We start from the raw sequence: 18,569 nt of genomic DNA on the forward strand, positions 1-18,569 counted from the left end.
GAAACGATGGCTGCCGTCTGGTGGCGCCGAAATCGGGAGCAGGGGATCATGAAACTCACATCGCGTATGGCGCCGGTGCTTGCCACATTCGCCATCATGCCGCTGACGCCTGCGCTGGCCGCCGACTATGATCCCCCGGTCTATGTCGACCAGGCGCCCGACTACGTGCCGGTCGAGGTCGGCTCGGGCTGGTATCTGCGCGGCGATGTCTCCTACCTGGTAGAGAAGAGCTTCAAGAATGAGGATTTCGCCTTCACGCCGGCGAGCTTCGACAACGAGGAAGACCCGGTCTTCGCCAGCATCGGCTTCGGCTACCACTTCAACGATTATCTGCGTGCCGATCTCAATCTGGGTTACCTTCCCGGCAACAAGATCGGCATTGGCTATGACGATTCAGCGACCGCGGCAGAGGCGACCCTAGCGTCGGCGTCCCTGAAGAACTATGCCTTTTCAGGCATGCTCAACGGCTATGTCGACCTTGGTACCTATGTCGGCATAACACCCTATCTCGGCGCCGGCATCGGCATCGTCAGGAGCACGCACAAGCTCTCGGCGAGCTATTTCACCGACAATGGCGATCCAACCGACGACTTCGGCCTGAGTGACGACAAGACCAAGTATTCCTTCGCTTACACGCTGAATGCCGGCCTTGCCTATCAGGTGTCGAAGAATGTTTCCGTCGATCTCGGCTATCAGTATTTCTCGGCGCCCGACGCTGAATATGTGACGGCCGAGAGCCTGACCTCGTTTCCGGTCCACAAGGGAATCAGCAATCATCAGGTTAAGCTCGGGCTACGCTACGATCTCTGGTAGTAGGCTGACATACATGAACCCTGGCGGCGGATCTCTTCGGTCCGCCGTTTGCGTTTGAAGCTCACGAGATCCTGATCGCGGATCGCCAGTATCCTGCCCGCGACAAAAACTTTCCCCTTGACGCCCGAAGCCCGAGCGCATATCGCCGTCCGTGGGCCACCCCTCCCCAACGAGGGGCCACTATCTGGAAGGATAGACCACGATGACGACGCATACGAAGCCCGGATTCCGTCCGGCAAACCCCAATTTTTCCTCAGGTCCCTGCGCGAAACGTCCCGGCTGGTCGGTCGAGGCGCTGAAAGCTGCCGCGCTCGGCCGTTCCCATCGCGCCAAGATCGGCAAGACCAAGCTCGAACAGGCGATCGCGCTGACGCGCGAAATTCTCCAGGTTCCTGCCGACTACCGCATCGGCATCGTGCCGGCGTCCGACACAGGCGCCGTCGAGATGGCGCTTTGGTCGCTGCTGGGCGCGCGCGGCGTCGACATGGTCGCCTGGGAGAGTTTCGGCTCCGGCTGGATCACCGACGTGGTCAAGCAGTTGAAGCTTGCCGATGTGCGCAAGCTCGAGGCCGGTTACGGCGAACTGCCGGATCTCGGCAAGATCGATTTCGACCGCGACGTGGTCTTCACCTGGAACGGCACGACCTCGGGCGTGCGCGTGCCGAACGGCGATTTCATCCCGGCCGATCGCAAGGGTCTGACCATCTGCGACGCGACATCGGCCGCCTTCGCGCAGAAGCTCGACTTCGAGAAACTCGATGTCGTGACCTTCTCCTGGCAGAAGGTGCTGGGCGGCGAAGGCGCGCATGGCATGCTGATCCTGTCGCCCCGCGCCGTCGAGCGGCTGGAGAGCTATAAGCCTGCATGGCCGCTGCCGAAGATCTTCCGCCTGACCTCGGGCGGCAAATTGATCGAAGGCATCTTCAAGGGCGAAACCATCAACACGCCGTCGATGCTGTGCGTCGAGGACTATCTCGACGCGCTCAGCTGGGCGAAATCGATCGGCGGCCTCGATGCGCTGGTCGCCAGGGCCGACGCCAACGCGGCCGTGCTCGACCGTTTCGTCGCGAAATCCTCCTGGCTTGGCCATCTCGCCGTAGAGCCGGCGACGCGGTCGAACACGTCCGTCTGCCTGTCCTTCACCGACGGACAAGTCGCTGCACTCGACGCCGACGCACAGGCGGCCTTCGCCAAGGGTCTGGTTTCAGCGCTCGACAAGGAAGGTGTCGCCTATGACATCGGTTCCTATCGCGACGCGCCGCCTGGCCTGCGCATCTGGTGCGGCGCAACGGTCGAGACCTCCGATCTCGAAGCTCTGCTGCCCTGGCTCGACTGGGCCTTCGCCGGCCAGAAGGCGTCGCTGAAAGCGGCGGCCTGAAACTCAACAGTTATTTTCTGGAACAGCCCTCATCCGGCCGCTTCGCGGCCACCTTCTCCCACAAGAGGAGAAAGATTGGCGCCCGACCTTCTCCCCCGTGGAGAAGGTGCCTGAGCGAAGCGAAGGCGGGTGGGGTAAGCAACAAGGACCAATCCCATGCCTCGCGTTCTCGTCTCGGATAAACTTTCCACCACCGCTGTTCAGATCTTTAGGGATCGCGGCGTCGAGGTCGACTATCTTCCAGATCTCGGCAAGGACAAGGAGAAGCTGCTTGAAGTGATTGACCAGTATGACGGCCTCGCCATCCGCTCGGCGACCAAGGTTACCGAGAAGCTGATCCATGCCGCCACCAGGCTCAAGGTCGTCGGCCGGGCCGGTATCGGCGTCGACAATGTCGACATACCGGCGGCCAGCCGCAAGGGCATTATCGTGATGAACACGCCGTTCGGCAATTCGATCACGACAGCCGAGCATGCGGTAGCGATGATCTTCGCGCTCGCCCGCCAGATCCCGGAAGCCAACGCCTCGACGCATGCAGGCAAATGGGAAAAGAACCGCTTCATGGGCGTCGAGATCACCGGCAAGACGCTCGGCGTCATCGGCTGCGGCAATATCGGCTCGATCGTCGCCACGCGCGGCGTCGGCCTGAAGATGCATGTCGTCGCCTTCGATCCGTTCCTGTCGGACAAACGCGCCGAGGAACTCGGCGTCGACAAGGTTGAACTGGACGAGCTCTTCGCCCGCGCGGACTTCATCACGCTGCACACGCCGTTGACCGACAAGACGCGCAACATCATCGATGCCGCCGCGATCGCCAAAATGAAGGACGGCGTGCGCATCATCAACTGCGCCCGTGGCGGGCTGGTCGTCGAAGCCGACCTGGTGGCGGCGCTGAAGAGCGGCAAAGTGGCCGGCGCCGGCATCGACGTGTTCGAGGCCGAGCCGGCCGAACAGAACGCATTGTTCGGCATGGAGAATGTGGTGGCCACCCCCCATCTCGGTGCCTCGACGGCGGAGGCGCAAGAGAACGTCGCGCTGCAGGTCGCCGAACAGATGGCCGACTACCTGATCAAGGGCGCCGTCTCCAACGCCATCAACATGCCGTCGATCACCGCGGAGGAAGCGCCGCGGCTCAAACCCTTCGTCAAGCTCGCCGAAGTGCTTGGCGCCTTTGTCGGCCAGGTCACCGAGGACCCGATCAAGGAGGTGGAAATCCTGTTCGACGGCTCGACCGCGACGATGAATACGCGCGCGCTGATCAGCGCGGCCCTTGCCGGGCTGATCAGGCCGCAGGTAGCCGACGTCAACATGGTGTCGGCGCCGATCATGGTGAAGGAGCGCGGCATCATCGTCGCCGAGGTCAAGCGCGACAAATCGGGCGTGTTCGACGGCTATATCAAGCTGACGGTCAAGACCGAGCATATGACGCGCTCGATCGCCGGCACCTGTTTTTCCGACGGCAAGCCGCGCTTCATCCAGATCAAGGGCATCAATCTCGATGCCGAGGTCGGCCAGCACATGCTCTATACGACCAATGCCGACGCGCCGGGCATTATCGGCCTGCTCGGCACGGTGTGCGGCGAGAACGGCGTCAACATCGCCAACTTCCAGCTCGGCCGCAACCGGCCAGGGGGCGATGCCATCGCGCTGCTCTATCTCGACGCACCGTTCCCGGAAAAAGTGCTGGAGCAGGTGCGGGCGCACAAATCGATCGATTCGGCCAAGCGGCTACAGTTCGACGTCGGCAGCGTGTAGGGCTCTTCCCGCACAGGCTGCAACTGCACGATCGCGATGCTCCGCGCATCGAGTGTTTTCCGGCAAGCCTAGATGGTCTTGATCGTCCGTCTGAGGATACTTGCCTTCGCGATAGCGGGGCGTCTGCTGCTGACCTTAGCTGCCCCGATGCCTGATCATTTTCGCAGCGTGCAAAGCAGCGCATGGTTTCCCAGGCGCCCAAGCCCGACGAAACCCGCATGGCCGCTGGCGAGGCGATCTACCATGATAATTGCTCGGCCTGCCATGGTGGAGACGGCGCCGGCGCCGGGGCTCTTTTCCCGCCGCTCGCCGGCAATTCGATCGTAGCACAGGCCAGCACCGAAACGCTTGCCCGGGCCGTTCTGGCGGGAAGCCAGGCCGTGCATACGGCCCGCGCGCCGACGACGCCGGCGATGCCCTCGCTGGCGGGGCGCCTGAAGGATCAGGAGATCGCCGACGTCTTCACTTACGTGCGCGGCAGCTGGGGCAACGCCGCCCCGGCAGTCTCGTCCGACGACGTGGCGGCGGTGCGCAAGGAATTGCAGTAGTCCTGCGAATTGCCGGGCGAGCCGACGCTCTCCTTGAAGCTGACGATCGGGGCGCGAAGCGAGTTTACTGGCGCCTCGGCATGGCTGCCTTGCGGCCGCTATATTCGGCAAGCGCGATGCCGCCCAGCACAAGGACGAGCGCCAACGCCTGGTAGAGCTGGAATGTCTCGCCGACGATCAGCACCGATAGCAGGGTGCCGAAGATCGGCACCAGGTTGATGAACAGGCCGGCCCGGTTGGCGCCGATCAGCTCATTGCCCCTGATGTAGAATATCTGCGAGACGACCGAGGCGCCGATCGCAGTATAGACGATCACCGCCCAGCCGCGTGCGTCGGGAACGATGACCTTGCCGGCCGCGATTTCCCATAGGAAGAACGGCAGCGAGGTGACGAGCGCGGCGAGCGACATGGCCAGCATCAGGCTCTGCCATTGCATGGCCGGCTTCAGCCGCAATCCGACCGAATAGCCGCTGTAGAGAATGACCGCGACCAGCATGATGGCGTCGCCGAAATTGAGCTCCAATGTCAGCAGCCGGCGCGGATCGCCGTGGCAGGCGGTCAGGATGACGCCGAAGATCGTCAGCACCACGCCGGCGATCTGCGCCCAGTTCACGCGCAGGCGGAAGAAGATGAAATTGGCTACGATGATCAGGATAGGCATTGCCGCCTGCTCGATCGAAACGTTGATCGCGGTCGTGTAATTGAGCGCCGTATAGAAGATCGTGTTGAACAAGGTGAAGCCGCTGGCGCCAAGTGCGGCGAGCACGAACCAGTGCCTGCGCACGACGGGCCAATCTCTTTTCAGCGCATTCCAGCCGATCGGCAGCAGGATCGCTACCGCCAGCACCCAGCGCAGGAAGACCAGCGTCATCGGTGAGACGTGATGGACCGCCAGCTTGCCGGCCACCGAGTTGCCGCCCCACAGCAAGGTGGTGAGCAGCAGGAACATGTAGGCGCTTCGGTGCATGGCGGGTCGCAGCGGGGAGGAGGTGAATGGGGCGTGCCTGCCGGCCTATTGCCCCCGCCTGGACAAGTAAATGATGTCAAAGCTGAAAATTGTTGTGCCTCAGCCCATTTTCGGCGGCAAAGAAAGGTCGCATCGGCCTGCTCTTGACGTTATAGAGGCCTGTCGTTTCGAACCGTATCCAAGCCGCGCGGCGGCGCCTCGAAGGAAAAGAAACATGGCCAATGTGGTGGTCGTCGGCTCGCAATGGGGTGACGAAGGCAAGGGCAAGATCGTCGACTGGCTGTCGGAGCGCGCCGATGTCGTGGTGCGTTTCCAGGGCGGCCACAATGCCGGCCACACGCTGGTCGTCGACGGCAAGGTCTACAAGCTGTCGCTGTTGCCGTCGGGCGTCGTGCGGCAGGGCAAGCTGTCCATCATCGGCAATGGCGTCGTCTTCGATCCGCACGCATTCGTCGCCGAAGTGGCGAAGCTCAAGGGGCAGGGCGTCGAGGTAACGCCGGAGCGCCTGAAAATAGCCGAAAACACAGCGCTTATCCTGTCCCTGCACCGGGAACTGGACGGCTTCCGCGAGGACGCCGCCTCAAATTCCGGGACCAAGATTGGCACGACCCGCCGCGGTATCGGCCCCGCCTATGAGGACAAGGTGGGCCGGCGCGCGGTGCGGGTGATGGATCTGGCGGATTTGGAAACACTACCCTTGAAGGTCGACAGGCTGTTGACGCATCACAATGCACTGCGTCGCGGCCTTGGCCATGCCGAAGCCACGCATGACGCGGTCATGCAAGAGCTGACCTCGGTCGCCGGCGAAATCCTGCCCTACATGGACCGGGTCTGGAAGGTGCTCGACGACAAGCGCCGGGCCGGCGAGCGCATCCTGTTCGAGGGCGCGCAAGGCACGCTGCTCGACATCGATCATGGCACCTATCCGTTTGTCACCTCGTCCAACACCGTCGCCGGCCAGGCGGCAGCCGGTGCCGGCGTGGGCCCGGGCGCCATCGGCTATGTGCTTGGCATCACCAAGGCCTATACGACGCGCGTAGGCGAAGGTCCGTTCCCGACCGAGCAGCAGAACGAGATCGGTGAATTCCTCGGCACGCGCGGCCATGAATTCGGCGTCGTCACCGGCCGCAAGCGCCGCTGCGGCTGGTTCGACGCGGTGCTGGTGCGCCAGGCCGTCGCCGTCAACGGCATCAAGGGCATCGCCCTGACCAAGCTCGATGTGCTCGACGGGCTGGACGAGATCAAGGTCTGTACCGGCTACCGCCTCGACGGCGAGACGATCGACTATCTACCGGCCAGCCAGGGCGCGCAGGCCCGCGTCGAGCCAATCTACGAGACGCTGGAGGGGTGGAAAGGCACCACCGCCGGCGCGCGCAGCTGGAACGACCTTCCGGCCCAGGCCGTCAAATATGTCCGCCATATCGAGGAGTTGATCGGCGCGCCGGTCGCGCTCCTCTCCACCAGCCCGGAACGGGACGACACGATACTTGTGACCGATCCGTTTCAAGACTAGTTTCTCAAGCCTTTCCGGGCGTTGCGGCTGATTTGCGGAGGCCGGCCCGGAGCACAATACAGGTCGACTGACGCATGGCGAAAGATTTCGTTTCTGCTCTGAGGGATACGATAAACAATTTTGGCGATCCTACGCCGGAGCTGCGGGCCAAAGTCTACGACAAAGCGCGCTCGACGATTGCAAAGAAGATTGCCGAGCGCGAGCCGCCGCTTTCGCCGTCGGAAGCTGAAAGGCAGAAGCGCGGCCTGGAAGACGCCATATCGAGGCTCGAGCGCGAATATGCCAAAAGCGTGCCGGAGACCGATCCGCTTGCCGAACTGGAGCACATATTTTCCTCCATCGATCGCAACAAGAACCAGTCGAACCATACCAAACAGCCGGTAAAGGCGGAGCCGGCCTGGCCGGCAGCGCCTGCCTCGAAGGCTGAACCCTACAAGCCGCCGCCCCTCGCTCCGGAGCCCGACATCTCCAGGCCTGCATCGCCCGTCGCCGAGGTCGAGCCGAACTGGCAAAAGCCCGTACCGGTGCAGCCGGCCCCGGAGTTCGACGACAGGGCTCAGCCTGGCATGGATGTGGGTCAGGACGACGAGCATGCCGATGTCTTTGCGAGCGACGAAGAGGCTGCGGCCGCCGACACTTTCCAGCGCTTGCGTCCGGCTGAACGCAAGCGCAGCTATGGCGGGCTGATTGCCGCTGCCGTTGCGTTGCTGGTCATTGCCGGCGGCGGCTATGGCATCTGGCTGAACAAGGATGCCTTCGGCAAGATGCTGGGTCTGGGCGGCGGCAGCAAGGTCGCGACGACCGAGCCGGTCAAATCGACACCCGCCAAGCCGGCGAGCGATGCGGCGGCAACGCCCCCGGCACCTTCGGCTAGCGGTGCCGAGCCCGAAGGGACACCGAAGTTCACTCAAAGACTGACACCGCAAGGAAGCGAGGTCGATCCTGGCCCGGCCGGCGGACAGAGCGGTGTGGGCGAGGGCGAGTCCGTCGCGGCGCTGACGACGCCGCCTTCAGCCACGACCGCCCCGGCTTTGTCGGCTCCGGCAGGAGGCACGCCGGCCGCAGGCGCGCCCGCCGGGACCACGCCCCCTGCACCGGGCGCTGCGCCGGCGGCGCCACCCGCCAATGGGACCGCACCCGCGGCGCCGGCTGACAACGCCGCCACGCCGCCCTCGCCTGCCGGTGCGCCGACGCAAACCTCTCTGCCGGTCGGCCAGAAGGCGATCTTCTATGAGGAGCGCACCAGCACCGCGCAGGGTTCGGCCGAGCCGGGCAACATCGTCTGGTCGCTGGTGCAGGAATCGCCCGGCGGCGACCGGCCGCCTGAGCCGGCGATCCGCGCCGAGGCGACCATTCCCGGCAAGGACATCCAGTTGCGCATGACCATCCGCCGCAACACTGACCAGACGCTGCCGGCCAGCCACATCATCGAGATGATCTTCCTGACGCCCGACGGTTTCGAAGGCGGCGGCGTCGACAACATCCTGCGCGTGGCCATGAAGAGTTCCGAGCAGGATGCCGGCAGCCCGCTGATCGGCATTCCGGCCAAGATCGCCGACGGCTTCTTCCTCGTCGCGCTCAACGATACCAAGGCCGACGAGGACGCCAATCTGACCTTGCTTCGGGGACAGGACTGGATCGACGTGCCGGTCGTCTACAAGACCGGACGACGAGCGTTGCTGACGATGGAAAAAGGCATTCCCGGCGAGAAGGTGTTCGACGAGGCGATCAAGGCTTGGCAGGCGAAGACGGCGGGCTGAGATAAAGTCGACTTCGGTCAGAAACCTTGGAACAGCATGTCGATTGCGGCGACGATGTCGTCGTGATGCCTGGAGAGATTCCCCTCGGCATCCAGCAATTCGGAGGCCGTCAAGGCCGACATGAACTGGGTGACCATTACATGATCCTTGCCATCTATAGGGAAGGTCGGGTTCAGTCGGCGGCCAGGAACCGGGGCTATATCAGGCGGCATCAGTGGAATGACCACTCTCGTGCTCAGCCGCTCAAGAAGGTCGGACTGGACATCGAGAAGATAACCGTTGCCGTCGCTATTCCGATAAAGATCGTAGCGTGCCATCAAAACAGCCGGCGTTTGGCCAATGGCAACCCGTTACGCTCGACATAAGCGTTCGAGCTTTCGATCGCTTCCTTGTTCTCTTCTTGCCACCGACGCGTTTTTTCCACCGCGATGGCCTTCGCGATACCTGCCTCGGCGGCGCGGGAGAGATTGATGCCCAACGCCTTGGCGTCGTTGATCAGCTGAGCGTCAATGGATGTGTTGACCGACTTTCGCTGAGGCTTTGGCGTCGATTGAAGCACGGAGAGAGCCCTATTTTATGCGCATAATATAGACGCATAACGTAGCGCATGCAATGCTCACCCCTCCATTTCCTCGCGCAACATCTCCAGTTCGAGCCACTCTTCCTCCAGTGCCGCCAGCGTCGCGCGCTCCTTGTCGAGGGCGGCGATGGTCTTCTGGAACGAGGCCGGATCGCGCTCGTAATAGGCCGGATCGGCGATGTTGTTCTCCAGCCGCGAGATCGAGGCTGTCACCGCCTCGATCTTCTTGGGCAGCGATTCCAGCGCGAATTTCTGCTTGAACGAGAGTTTTTTTGCCGGGGCTTTGGCGGTGGGGCTGTCCGCCTTCGCCGTCGGCGCCTCGCTTGCATCCGCCTTCGCCCGCGCCTTGCGGTCGTCGAGCCTGGTGCCGCCGCGCTGCGCCAGCATGTCGGAATAGCCGCCGGCATATTCGACCCAGCGGCCGCCGCCTCCCGGCGCGATCACGCTGGTCACGGTGCGGTCGAGGAAATCGCGGTCGTGGCTGACCAGGATGACCGTACCGGCAAAACCGGCGACCAGTTCCTGCAGCAACTCCAGCGTTTCCATGTCGAGATCGTTGGTCGGCTCATCGAGCACCAGCAAGTTCGCCGGCCGGGCCAGCACGCGCGCAAGGATCAGCCGTGCCCGCTCGCCGCCCGACAGCTCGCGCACCGGCGTGCGTGCCTGCTCCGGCTTGAACAGGAAGTCCTTCATGTAGGAGACGACGTGGCGCTGCTCGCCATTGATGACAAGGTTCTCGCCGCGCCCGTCGGTGAGATACTGAGCCAGCGTCTCCTGCGGATCGACCGCCTCGCGCTTCTGGTCGAGCGTGGCGATCTCCAGATTGGTGCCGAGCCGCACCGAACCGGCATCCGGCTGCAATTCTCCGGTCAGCATCTTCAGAAGCGTCGTCTTGCCGGCGCCGTTCGGCCCGACGAGGCCGACGCGGTCGCCGCGTTGGATGCGGGTCGAGAACCCCTTGACCACGGTGAGGTCGCCAAAGCTCTTCTCGATGTTCCTGGCCTCGATCACCAGCTTGCCGGATTCGGCGGCGTCGCTGGCCACCATGGTCGCGGTGCCTTCGGCGCCGCGATGGCCGCGAAAACGCTGGCGCATGGTCTGCAATTCGCCCAGGCGGCGCATGTTGCGCTTGCGCCGCGCCGTCACGCCATAACGCAGCCAGTGTTCCTCGCGCACGATCTGGCGGCCGAGCTTGTGCTGTTCGCGCTCTTCTTCCTCAAGCACCTGGTCGCGCCATTCCTCGAAATGGCCGAAGCCCTTATCCAGCCGGCGCGTCTGGCCCCGGTCGAGCCACACGGTGGCGCGCGAGACGCGCTCAAGGAAACGGCGGTCGTGCGAGATGACGATGAGGGCCGAGGAGGTGCGGACGAGTTCCTCTTCCAGCCATTCGATCACCGAGAGATCGAGGTGGTTGGTCGGCTCATCGAGCAGCAGGATATCAGGCTCGGGCGCCATGACGCGGGCAAGGGCGGCGCGCCTGGCCTCGCCGCCGGAGAGGTCGCCCGGCTGCTCCTCGCCCGAGAGGCCGAGGTGCTCCATCAGGTAGCTGGCGCGATAAGGATCGTCGGCGGGACCGAGGCCGGCCTCGACATAGGCGCGCACGGTTGCGAAGCCGTCCATGTCGGGCATTTGCGGCAGATAGCGGACGGTCGCCGATGGCTGGCGGAACACCTCGCCGTCCTGCGGCTCGATCAGGCCGGCGGCGATCTTGAGCAGCGTCGACTTGCCGGACCCGTTGCGGCCGACCAGCGCGATCTTGTCGCCGGCCGACGCAGCCAAGTCGGCGCCGTCGAGCAGGGGCGTGCCGCCGAAGGTCAGTTTTATTCCGTCGAGATTGAGAAGAGGCGGCGCCATGTCAGCTTTCTGGCAAGGGATAGGGATGGGCGAGCAGCAGCGCGCGGCCCGCTCCCAGCGCGATCTCGAGCCTGCCCTTGACCTCGTTGGAGATGGTCAGCGACGAGCCGAACGCGACCTTGACGCGGTCAAGCGGCCATTTCGCACCGGCGACGGTCAGCCCTGCAAGCTCGGAAAAACCCAGGATCGAGAACAGGGTGCCGTCGGCATAGTCGAAGCGGGCCGTGCCGTGCGCCAGGGGCACGGCTTCCTGCGCGCCGCTGGTCAACAGCACCTTTGTCCCGGCCCCGGCCAGCCGCAGGGCGAGCGCCATGTGCAGGAAGGCATGGTCGGCGCGCTTGCCGCCGAAGGCGCCGGCAAGCACGAGGCTGGTAGCGCCGCGCTCCAGGGCGGCCGATATCGCGAGTTCTCCATCGGTGGCGTCTTTCTCTGCCGGAAAGGTCCGGCGCGGCACGGCGGCCAACTCATCCGGCAGGCCGGCGGGCACGGAGTCGAAATCGCCGACCCACAGTTCCGGCACAAGGCCGAGCGTCCTCGCATGGCCGATGCCGGCATCGGCGGCGATGACGCGGGTTCCCTCGACCTGACGGTCGAGCCGTGGCGTGCGGACGAGATCGCCGCCAAGCAGGATGGTGAATGTGCTCATATCGTGTGGCCCTTACCAGCCCGGCAGCGGAAACGGAAGGCCGGCAAACAGCCACTTGCGCGGTTCACCGGCCGGGCCTATGTGTCGAGGCGCTCTAACGGGGTGCCGGACGCGATATTTCGCGGACCGGCTGAGAGGCAGTCTCGCCAACCCGCTGAACCTGATCCGGTTTGTACCGGCGGAGGGATTAGACGTTTCGGACAGTCCGACGCCTCAATTCCTTTAACGCGAACGAAGGAGGCGCCGATGCGCACGCTTTTATACGCCCTTGTCTCTGCATTGGTCGTGGTTCTCTCCGGGCCGGCCTTGGCCAAGGACAAGCTCACCGTCTACACCTACGAGAGCTTCACCGCCGACTGGGGGCCCGGCCCGGTGGTGAAGAAGGGATTCGAGGCCGAATGCGGCTGCGATGTCGACTTCGTCTCGGTTGCCGACGGCGTCGCGCTGCTCAACCGCGTCAAGCTGGAAGGGGCCGCGACCAAGGCCGACATCGTGCTTGGCCTCGACACCAATCTCACCGCCGATGCCAAGGCCACTGGCCTGTTTGCACCGCATGGTGCCGTGACCGGGCTCAATGTGCCGGGCGGCTGGAACGACGACATCTTTGTCCCGTACGACTATGGTTATTTCGCCGTCATCTATGACACGCAGAAGCTGAAGACGCCGCCCAAGAGCCTGAAGGAATTGGTCGAGGGCAGTGCCGACGACAAGATCGTCATCCAGGATCCTCGCACCTCGACGCCGGGCCTCGGCCTGCTGTTGTGGGTGAAGTCGGTCTATGGCGACAAGGCGCCGGAGGCCTGGGCCAAGCTCAAGGCGAAGGTCTTGACCGTGACGCCGGGCTGGAGCGAGGCCTACGGCCTGTTCACCAAGGGCGAGGCGCCGATGGTGTTGTCCTACACGACCTCGCCCGCCTACCACATGGTTGCCGAGAACACCGAGCGCTACCAGGCCGCTTCCTTCGAGGAGGGCGAGTATCTGCAGATCGAGGTCGCCGGCATCACCACGACGGGAGCCAAAAATCCGCTGGCGGAAAAGTTCATCGCCTTCATGACCGGGCCGAAATTCCAGGATGCCATCCCCGAGACCAACTGGATGTTCCCGGCCGGCAAGACCGACAAGCCGCTCAATCCGGCCTTCGACAGACTGGTCAAACCGACCAAAACCTTGCTGTTCAGTCCCGAGGAGGTCGCGGCCAACCGCAAGGCATGGGTGGATGAATGGCTGGCGGTGATGAGCAAGTAGTTTGGTCGTATGATCGAATGATGAGTGCTCTACGGCGCCCCCCTCTGTCCTGCCGGACATCTCCCCCACGAGGGGGGAGATTGGCCGTCACGACGGCTTTCGCCAATTGGCGACGTCACAGGAGAGGGTGGAGCGCTGAAGCACCCAATCTCCCCCCAAGTGGGGGAGATGTCCGGCAGGACAGAGGGGGGCGCGAAGGAACGCGACGCTCGCTAAAGGTCCTTTGGGTGGCGCAGCGTGCAGCGCGCGTCTGACCCCCGCATCTCCGCCGGTATCCTCGCGCTTGCGGCGATCGGGCTGCTGATCGGCGGCGCGTTTGCGGGCCTTGTCTTCGAAGGCGCGAACGATTTCTCCGGCGCCTGGGCGGCCTTCCATCCTTATCTCCTGCGCGTCGTGCGCTTTACGTTGTGGCAGGCGGCGCTTTCGACGCTGCTGTCGGTGGCGCCGGCCCTGTTCGTGGCTCGCGCGCTGTCGCGGCATCCGCGCTTTCCCGGCCGCGGCTTCATCCTGCAGCTCTTCGCCCTGCCGCTGGCGTTGCCGGCGATCGTCGCGGCGCTCGGCATCCTGGCGCTCTACGGCCGCGCCGGCTATTTCGCCGGCTTTCTTGGTGCCGTCGGCGGTTACCATTGGCCGGGCATTTATGGCCTCTCCGGCATCCTCGTTGCTCATGTCTTCTTCAACCTGCCGCTGGCCACGCGGCTGTTCCTCGAAGTGCTGCAAACCATCCAAGCCGACCAATGGCGCCTGGCGAGCCAGCTCGGCATGGGTGCCGCACCGGCTTTCCGGCTGATCGAGTGGCCGACACTGCGCGCCGCTCTGCCGGGCGTCGCCGGCCTGGTGTTCATGCTCTGCATCACATCCTTCACGATCGTGCTGACGCTGGGCGGTGGCCCCGGCGCGACGACGCTGGAGGTCGGCATCTACCAGGCGCTGCGTTTCGATTTCGATCCCGCGCGGGCGGTGGCGCTGACGCTGCTGCAGATCGCGCTGACCTTTGTCGTGGTGCTGGCGTTGACGCGGCTCGGCGCCAACACCACCGGTGACGCCAATCTGCCGGTGGCGCCGCGCCGCTACGTCTCGGCCGGCAGGACCGAGACCGCGCTGAATGCCGCGCTCGTCGTGCTGGCCCTTTTGTTTGTCGCCGGGCCGATGACGGCGACGGTGATGTCAGGCCTCGGCGCCGACCTTGGCCGTCTCGCCGGCGAGGCGGCGGTGCGGCAGGCGACGCTGACCAGCGCCGTGCTGGCCTTCCTGTCGGCGTTGCTGTCGGTTGCGCTGTCGCTTTCGCTCACCATGGCGCGCCGCGTGCTGAGCCTGAAGCGCCGCTCCGGTCCGCGGACCGTGCTCGAACACGCCACCGACACCGGCGCCGGCTTCGTCCTAGTCGTGCCGCCCATCGTCATCGGCGCCGGCTGGTTCCTTCTGCTGCGCCATGTCGGCGATGTCTTTGCCATAGCCCCGGTCATGGTCGTCACCGTCAATGCAGTCATGGCGATGCCTTTCGCCATCCGTGCCATCCGCCCCGCCTATGATGCGGCGAGCGAGCGCCATGAGCGGCTCTGCGCGCTTCTGGGAATAGCAGGCTGGGCCCGGTCGCGGCTGGTCGACTGGCCGTCGCTGCGACGGCCGCTGGCCACCGCCTTCGCGTTTGCCATGGCGCTGTCGCTTGGCGACCTCGGCGTCATCGCACTGTTCGGCAGTGATTCCGTGCAGACTTTGCCCTACCTTCTCCTGGCGCGCATGGGCAGCTACCGTACCGAGGACGCCGCCGGCCTGGCGCTGCTGCTCGGTCTGGTCTGCCTTGCGCTTGTGGTGGCGGCGAGCTGGCTGGGAAGGGGGGAACGAGACTGATGGCTGCGGGCGCCACCAATGGTGCGACAAGGGGAGCCGAGGTGCGGCTGGACACGGTCTCGTTCAGCTACGGCGACGCGCCGCTTATTTTCGATGTCGATTTCGCCGCGTCGAAAATTACCGCCATCATGGGGCCGAGCGGCTCGGGCAAGTCGACGCTGCTCAATCTGGTGGCGGGCTTCGAGACGCCGCAGTCCGGCCGCGTGCTGATCGGCGGCGCCGATGTCGGCGCGGCGCCGCCTTCGGCGCGGCCCGTGTCGATGGTGTTCCAGGAAAACAATCTTTTTGCCCATCTTTCGGTCGAAGAGAACGTCGGGCTCGGCCGCTCGCCCTCGCTGCGGCTGACCGAAGCCGACCGCGCTGACATCGCGGAGGCGATCGCGCGCACCGGCCTCGCGGGCAAGGAAAGACGCCTGCCGCGCGAACTTTCGGGAGGCGAACGCCAGCGTGTCGCATTGGCGCGCGTGCTGGTTCGCAACCGCCCGGTGCTTCTTCTGGACGAGCCTTTCGCTTCACTCGGACCGGCCTTGCGCGACGACATGCTCGATCTTGTCGCCGACGTGCATGCCGAGCGGGGCATGACGCTGCTGTTCGTTACGCACCAGCCACAGGACGCACGCCGTATTTGTGAGGAGGTGGTGTTCCTCGACAACGGCATGGTTGCCGCCAAGGGCAAGGCGGATGATTTCTTTGCCGGGGCTGGTCCTGAAGTTTTCCGGCGCTATGTTGGCACAAGCGCCTGGGAGGCTGGATCACGAGATATTGCCCGGAAGCGGACATAATTTACGCTCAAACCGGCTCCTGGCGACGGGGCGATTGCTTGCCATGACAGAGGTAGTGTGGCTAGGTCCGCCCCGTACCGGTCCGGTGCAGGCCGTGATTTGCCTGCAGCATCCGCCGCGCGTTGGTATGGCGTGGATGCTGTAATGCTTTGATTTGCGCATGAGCCCTTGCGAGGATCGCCCCGATTTTCGCGGGCATGCGCCAGACCCGAAAGGAAGCCGTTCTGCCGACCGGCACGGAAAGACCAAGAGGGAAAATGCTGGCGCGCTTTCTGGCGCTGGCCGGCTTTGTAGTGGCCCTGGCAAGCTGCCAGATGTTCACACCTCCGGAAGTCCAGGAATCCGGCTTCCAGCCTTCCGACAAACCGATCACGGTCGACAATGTCGCGGCCAATAACAAATTGGCCGAACTCGCCAAGGCGCAGCATCCACGCATACTGGCGACCTATGGCGGCGAATATTCCGATCCCAAGCTCGAGCGCATGGTCGCCAAGGTCGTCGGCAGCCTGACGGTGGTGTCGGCCAATCCGACCCAGACCTATCGCATCACCATCCTCAATTCGCCCAACGTCAATGCCTTCGCGCTGCCGGGCGGCTATCTCTACGTCACGCGCGGCCTGCTGGCGCTGGCCAATGATTCGGCCGAGCTCGCCGCCGTCATCGCGCATGAGATGGGCCACGTTACCGCCAACCACGGCCTGCAGCGCCAGCAGCTCGAGGCCGAGGAGGGGCTCGCCACCAAGGTTGTTTCCGACGTGCTCGGCGACAGCCCGACCGCCAAGGCGGCGCTGATCCGCGGCAAGCTGAGACTGGCGCAGTTTTCGCGCAACCAGGAACTGGAGGCCGACGCGATCGGCATCAAGTCGATCGGCGAAGCCGGCTACGATCCTTACGCCGCCGGCCGCTTCTTGCAGTCCATGTCGGCCTACACTGATTTCCGCTCGATCAGCGGCGCCACCGACGCCAGCCTCGATTTCCTGGCAACGCATCCCAATACGCCACAGCGTATCGACCTTGCGCAACGCCATGCCCGCCAGTTCGGCCCGCCGGGCGTCGGCACCCGCGATCGCGACGCCTTCCTCGCCGGCATAGACGGCCTGCTCTACGGCGACACGCCGGAAGAAGGCTATGTGCGCGGCGAGACCTTTCTGCATCCGGGCCTGGGCGTGTCCTTCTCGGTGCCGGAGGGCTTTATCATCGACAATTCGGCCGCCGCCGTGACGGCGACCGGGCCGGGCGACATTGCGATCCGCTTCGACGGCGTGTCGATCGACAAGAACCGTGCGCTGACCGATTATATCAGGAGCGGCTGGGTGGCCGGTCTCGATGATGCGAGCGTCAGGCAGGAAACGATCAACGGCAACGAGGCGGCGACGGCGCATGCAGGCGCCGAAGGCTGGCAGTTCGATATCGCGGTAATCCGCGCCGGCGGCCAGGTCTACCGGCTGCTGACGGCGGCACCATCCGCCAGCACGTCGCTCGACACCGTGGCGCGTTCCGTCAGCGGCTCGTTCCGCATTCTGAGTGCCGCCGAAAAGGCGGCGCTGAAGCCGCTGCATATCCGCGTGGTCACCGTCCAGCCGGGGCAGACGATGGGTTCGCTTTCGGCGCAGATGGTCGGCGTCGACCGCAAACTCGACCTGTTCCGGGTGCTCAACGCGCTGTCGCCGGGGGCCGCGGTTTCGGCCGGCGACAAGGTCAAGATCGTCACCGACAAATAGCTATTGTCGGCGCTGACCCGCTCTCTCGTTTTTGGGACGAGAAATTTCTAGGTAGTTTTCCTGGAATGGATTTAGGCGGCGGTGGCGAGGAATTCCGGGTTCTGCTTCACCAGCGCCACTTTCAGCTTTTCCATGGCGCGGGCCTCGATCTGGCGCACGCGTTCCTTGGAAATGCCAAGCGTCTCGCCGAGCGCTTCGAGCGTCGCGCCCTCGTCGCTCAGCCGACGCTCCTCGATGATGCGCAGCTCACGCGCGTTGAGTGCGGCAAGCGCCGCCTTCAGCCATATCGAGCGGCGTTCGATATCGATGGTGTCGCTGACGACCTCGTCGGGCAAGGGATCGTCCGACACGAGGAAGTCCATCCGCTCGGTCGCGCCCCCATCGTCGGCAAGCGGGACATTGAGGGAGGAGTCGGGCGCCGAGAGCCGCGAATCCATCAGCGCGACATCGGCTTCGGAGACGCCGAGGGCCGCTGAAACCTCGCGGTACAGCGTCCTGTTCGACAGCGGCTCCGCGGCGCCGTTCGCCAGCCGGGCGCGCAGGCGCCGCAGGTTGAAGAACAGAGCCTTTTGCGCCGAGCTGGTGCCGCCGCGCACGATCGACCAGTTGCGCAGGATGTAGTCCTGCATCGAGGCCCGGATCCACCAGGTCGCATAGGTCGAAAACCGCACTTCGCGCTCCGGCTCGAAACGGGCCGCGGCCTCGAGCAGGCCGACATGGCCCTCCTGGACCAGATCGCCAAGCGGCAGGCCGTAATGACGGAATTTGGAGGCCATGGAAATGACCAGGCGCATATGCGCCACGGTGATGCTGTGCAGCGCGTTCTGGTCGTTGTCCTTTTTCCAGCGCAGCGCCAGCCGCAACTCCTCGTCGCGTTCGAGATAGGGAGCCCTCATTGCCGCGCGGACCATGATCCGTCCTGCCGTGTCTTCCATCATGAGGCACTCCCTGGCTCTGGCGATACGGATGTCATTTCGAAACCCGGCAGCCGCTCGACTTGAAATGACGGCGTCCTGCCCTACAACGAACGCAAAACGTGCCATGCGCGGGAAAGGTTCCGCCGCCGGCGGCGCGGCGTGGAGGCTGCGCGAAAAAACTCCGGGCGGGTTCGAGGCACCGCCAGAAACGTCAGTGGTAGAATCCGATTCCGAATAAT

16 protein-coding genes and 1 riboswitch are annotated in these 18,569 nt (G+C 64.4%); of the genes, 10 read left to right on the forward strand and 6 right to left on the reverse strand.

From position 1 onward, the window contains the following. Positions 1-48: 48 nt before the first annotated feature. The 4 genes from FJ953_RS21005 (at position 49) to FJ953_RS21020 (ending at position 4,494) form a co-directional block, all read left to right on the forward strand. On the forward strand, positions 49-813 hold the full coding sequence (locus FJ953_RS21005; protein WP_140493272.1) for an outer membrane protein: 765 nt from the start codon (positions 49-51) through the stop codon (positions 811-813). A 202-nt stretch (positions 814-1,015) separates the two neighbouring features. Continuing rightward, positions 1,016-2,191, forward strand: coding sequence for a phosphoserine transaminase (locus FJ953_RS21010; RefSeq protein WP_140624982.1), 1,176 nt, complete (start codon positions 1,016-1,018; stop codon positions 2,189-2,191). Positions 2,192-2,347: 156 nt separating this feature from the next. Beyond that, positions 2,348-3,946 (forward strand): phosphoglycerate dehydrogenase, encoded by a 1,599-nt coding sequence (serA, locus tag FJ953_RS21015; protein WP_140560797.1) that lies wholly within the window; start codon positions 2,348-2,350, stop codon positions 3,944-3,946. 182 nt (positions 3,947-4,128) lie between these two features. Next, entirely contained in the window at positions 4,129-4,494 is a 366-nt protein-coding gene (locus tag FJ953_RS21020; RefSeq protein WP_224618070.1) for a cytochrome c, read from the forward strand. Positions 4,495-4,558: 64 nt separating this feature from the next. Here FJ953_RS21020 and FJ953_RS21025 read toward each other — a convergent pair whose 3' ends face one another. Beyond that, positions 4,559-5,461, reverse strand: a complete 903-nt coding sequence (locus tag FJ953_RS21025) for a DMT family transporter (protein ID WP_140554926.1) — start codon at positions 5,459-5,461, stop codon at positions 4,559-4,561. 214 nt (positions 5,462-5,675) lie between these two features. Between FJ953_RS21025 and FJ953_RS21030 the strand changes: the two genes are divergently transcribed. Both FJ953_RS21030 and FJ953_RS21035 read left to right on the forward strand, forming a co-directional pair. Next, on the forward strand, positions 5,676-6,974 hold the full coding sequence (locus FJ953_RS21030; protein WP_140493285.1) for an adenylosuccinate synthase: 1,299 nt from the start codon (positions 5,676-5,678) through the stop codon (positions 6,972-6,974). Positions 6,975-7,048: 74 nt separating this feature from the next. Beyond that, on the forward strand, positions 7,049-8,734 hold the full coding sequence (locus FJ953_RS21035; protein WP_140624983.1) for a hypothetical protein: 1,686 nt from the start codon (positions 7,049-7,051) through the stop codon (positions 8,732-8,734). A 17-nt stretch (positions 8,735-8,751) separates the two neighbouring features. On the opposite strand, the gene FJ953_RS21040 is transcribed toward FJ953_RS21035, so the two are convergent. Genes FJ953_RS21040 through FJ953_RS21055 form a run of 4 tightly spaced genes read right to left on the reverse strand, consistent with a single transcriptional unit; the run spans position 8,752 to position 11,814 of the window. Then, the gene (locus FJ953_RS21040; protein ID WP_140566879.1) at positions 8,752-9,051 is read right to left on the reverse strand and encodes a CcdB family protein; all 300 of its coding nucleotides are present in this window, start codon (positions 9,049-9,051) and stop codon (positions 8,752-8,754) included. After that, positions 9,051-9,293: a type II toxin-antitoxin system CcdA family antitoxin gene (locus FJ953_RS21045; RefSeq protein ID WP_140566882.1), complete on the reverse strand. Its 243-nt coding sequence runs from the start codon at positions 9,291-9,293 to the stop codon at positions 9,051-9,053. The genes FJ953_RS21040 and FJ953_RS21045 overlap by 1 nt, the downstream gene beginning before the upstream one ends. 57 nt (positions 9,294-9,350) lie before the next feature. Continuing rightward, positions 9,351-11,168 carry an ABC-F family ATP-binding cassette domain-containing protein gene (locus FJ953_RS21050; protein ID WP_140624984.1) on the reverse strand — a complete coding sequence of 606 codons (1,818 nt, stop codon included), beginning with the start codon at positions 11,166-11,168 and terminating at the stop codon, positions 9,351-9,353. Between the two features lies 1 nt (position 11,169). After that, the gene (locus tag FJ953_RS21055; protein ID WP_140493297.1) at positions 11,170-11,814 is read right to left on the reverse strand and encodes a thiamine diphosphokinase; all 645 of its coding nucleotides are present in this window, start codon (positions 11,812-11,814) and stop codon (positions 11,170-11,172) included. An 88-nt stretch (positions 11,815-11,902) separates the two neighbouring features. After that, a riboswitch (TPP riboswitch) is annotated at positions 11,903-12,018 on the forward strand. 42 nt (positions 12,019-12,060) lie between these two features. On the opposite strand from FJ953_RS21055, the gene thiB reads away from it, so the two are divergent. The 4 genes from thiB to FJ953_RS21080 all read left to right on the forward strand — a co-directional run bounded on the left by thiB (position 12,061) and on the right by FJ953_RS21080 (position 17,413). Continuing rightward, a complete protein-coding gene (gene thiB, locus FJ953_RS21060; RefSeq protein WP_140624985.1) occupies positions 12,061-13,059 on the forward strand; it encodes a thiamine ABC transporter substrate binding subunit in 999 nt (332 codons plus the stop codon). Positions 13,060-13,296: 237 nt separating this feature from the next. Then, the gene (gene thiP, locus FJ953_RS21070) at positions 13,297-14,910 is read left to right on the forward strand and encodes a thiamine/thiamine pyrophosphate ABC transporter permease (RefSeq protein WP_140624987.1); all 1,614 of its coding nucleotides are present in this window, start codon (positions 13,297-13,299) and stop codon (positions 14,908-14,910) included. Beyond that, a complete protein-coding gene (gene thiQ / locus FJ953_RS21075) occupies positions 14,910-15,692 on the forward strand; it encodes a thiamine ABC transporter ATP-binding protein (protein ID WP_140624988.1) in 783 nt (260 codons plus the stop codon). Before thiP ends, thiQ begins: the two co-directional genes overlap by 1 nt. A 257-nt stretch (positions 15,693-15,949) precedes the next feature. After that, positions 15,950-17,413 (forward strand): M48 family metalloprotease, encoded by a 1,464-nt coding sequence (locus FJ953_RS21080; protein WP_140493312.1) that lies wholly within the window; start codon positions 15,950-15,952, stop codon positions 17,411-17,413. Positions 17,414-17,484: 71 nt separating this feature from the next. Here the strand turns inward: FJ953_RS21080 and FJ953_RS21085 are convergent, their stop codons facing one another. Continuing rightward, positions 17,485-18,351: an RNA polymerase factor sigma-32 gene (locus FJ953_RS21085; RefSeq protein ID WP_140493315.1), complete on the reverse strand. Its 867-nt coding sequence runs from the start codon at positions 18,349-18,351 to the stop codon at positions 17,485-17,487. Positions 18,352-18,569 lie beyond the last annotated feature (218 nt).

This window comes from Mesorhizobium sp. B2-3-6, from assembly GCF_006442305.1.
GTDB lineage: Bacteria > Pseudomonadota > Alphaproteobacteria > Rhizobiales > Rhizobiaceae > Mesorhizobium.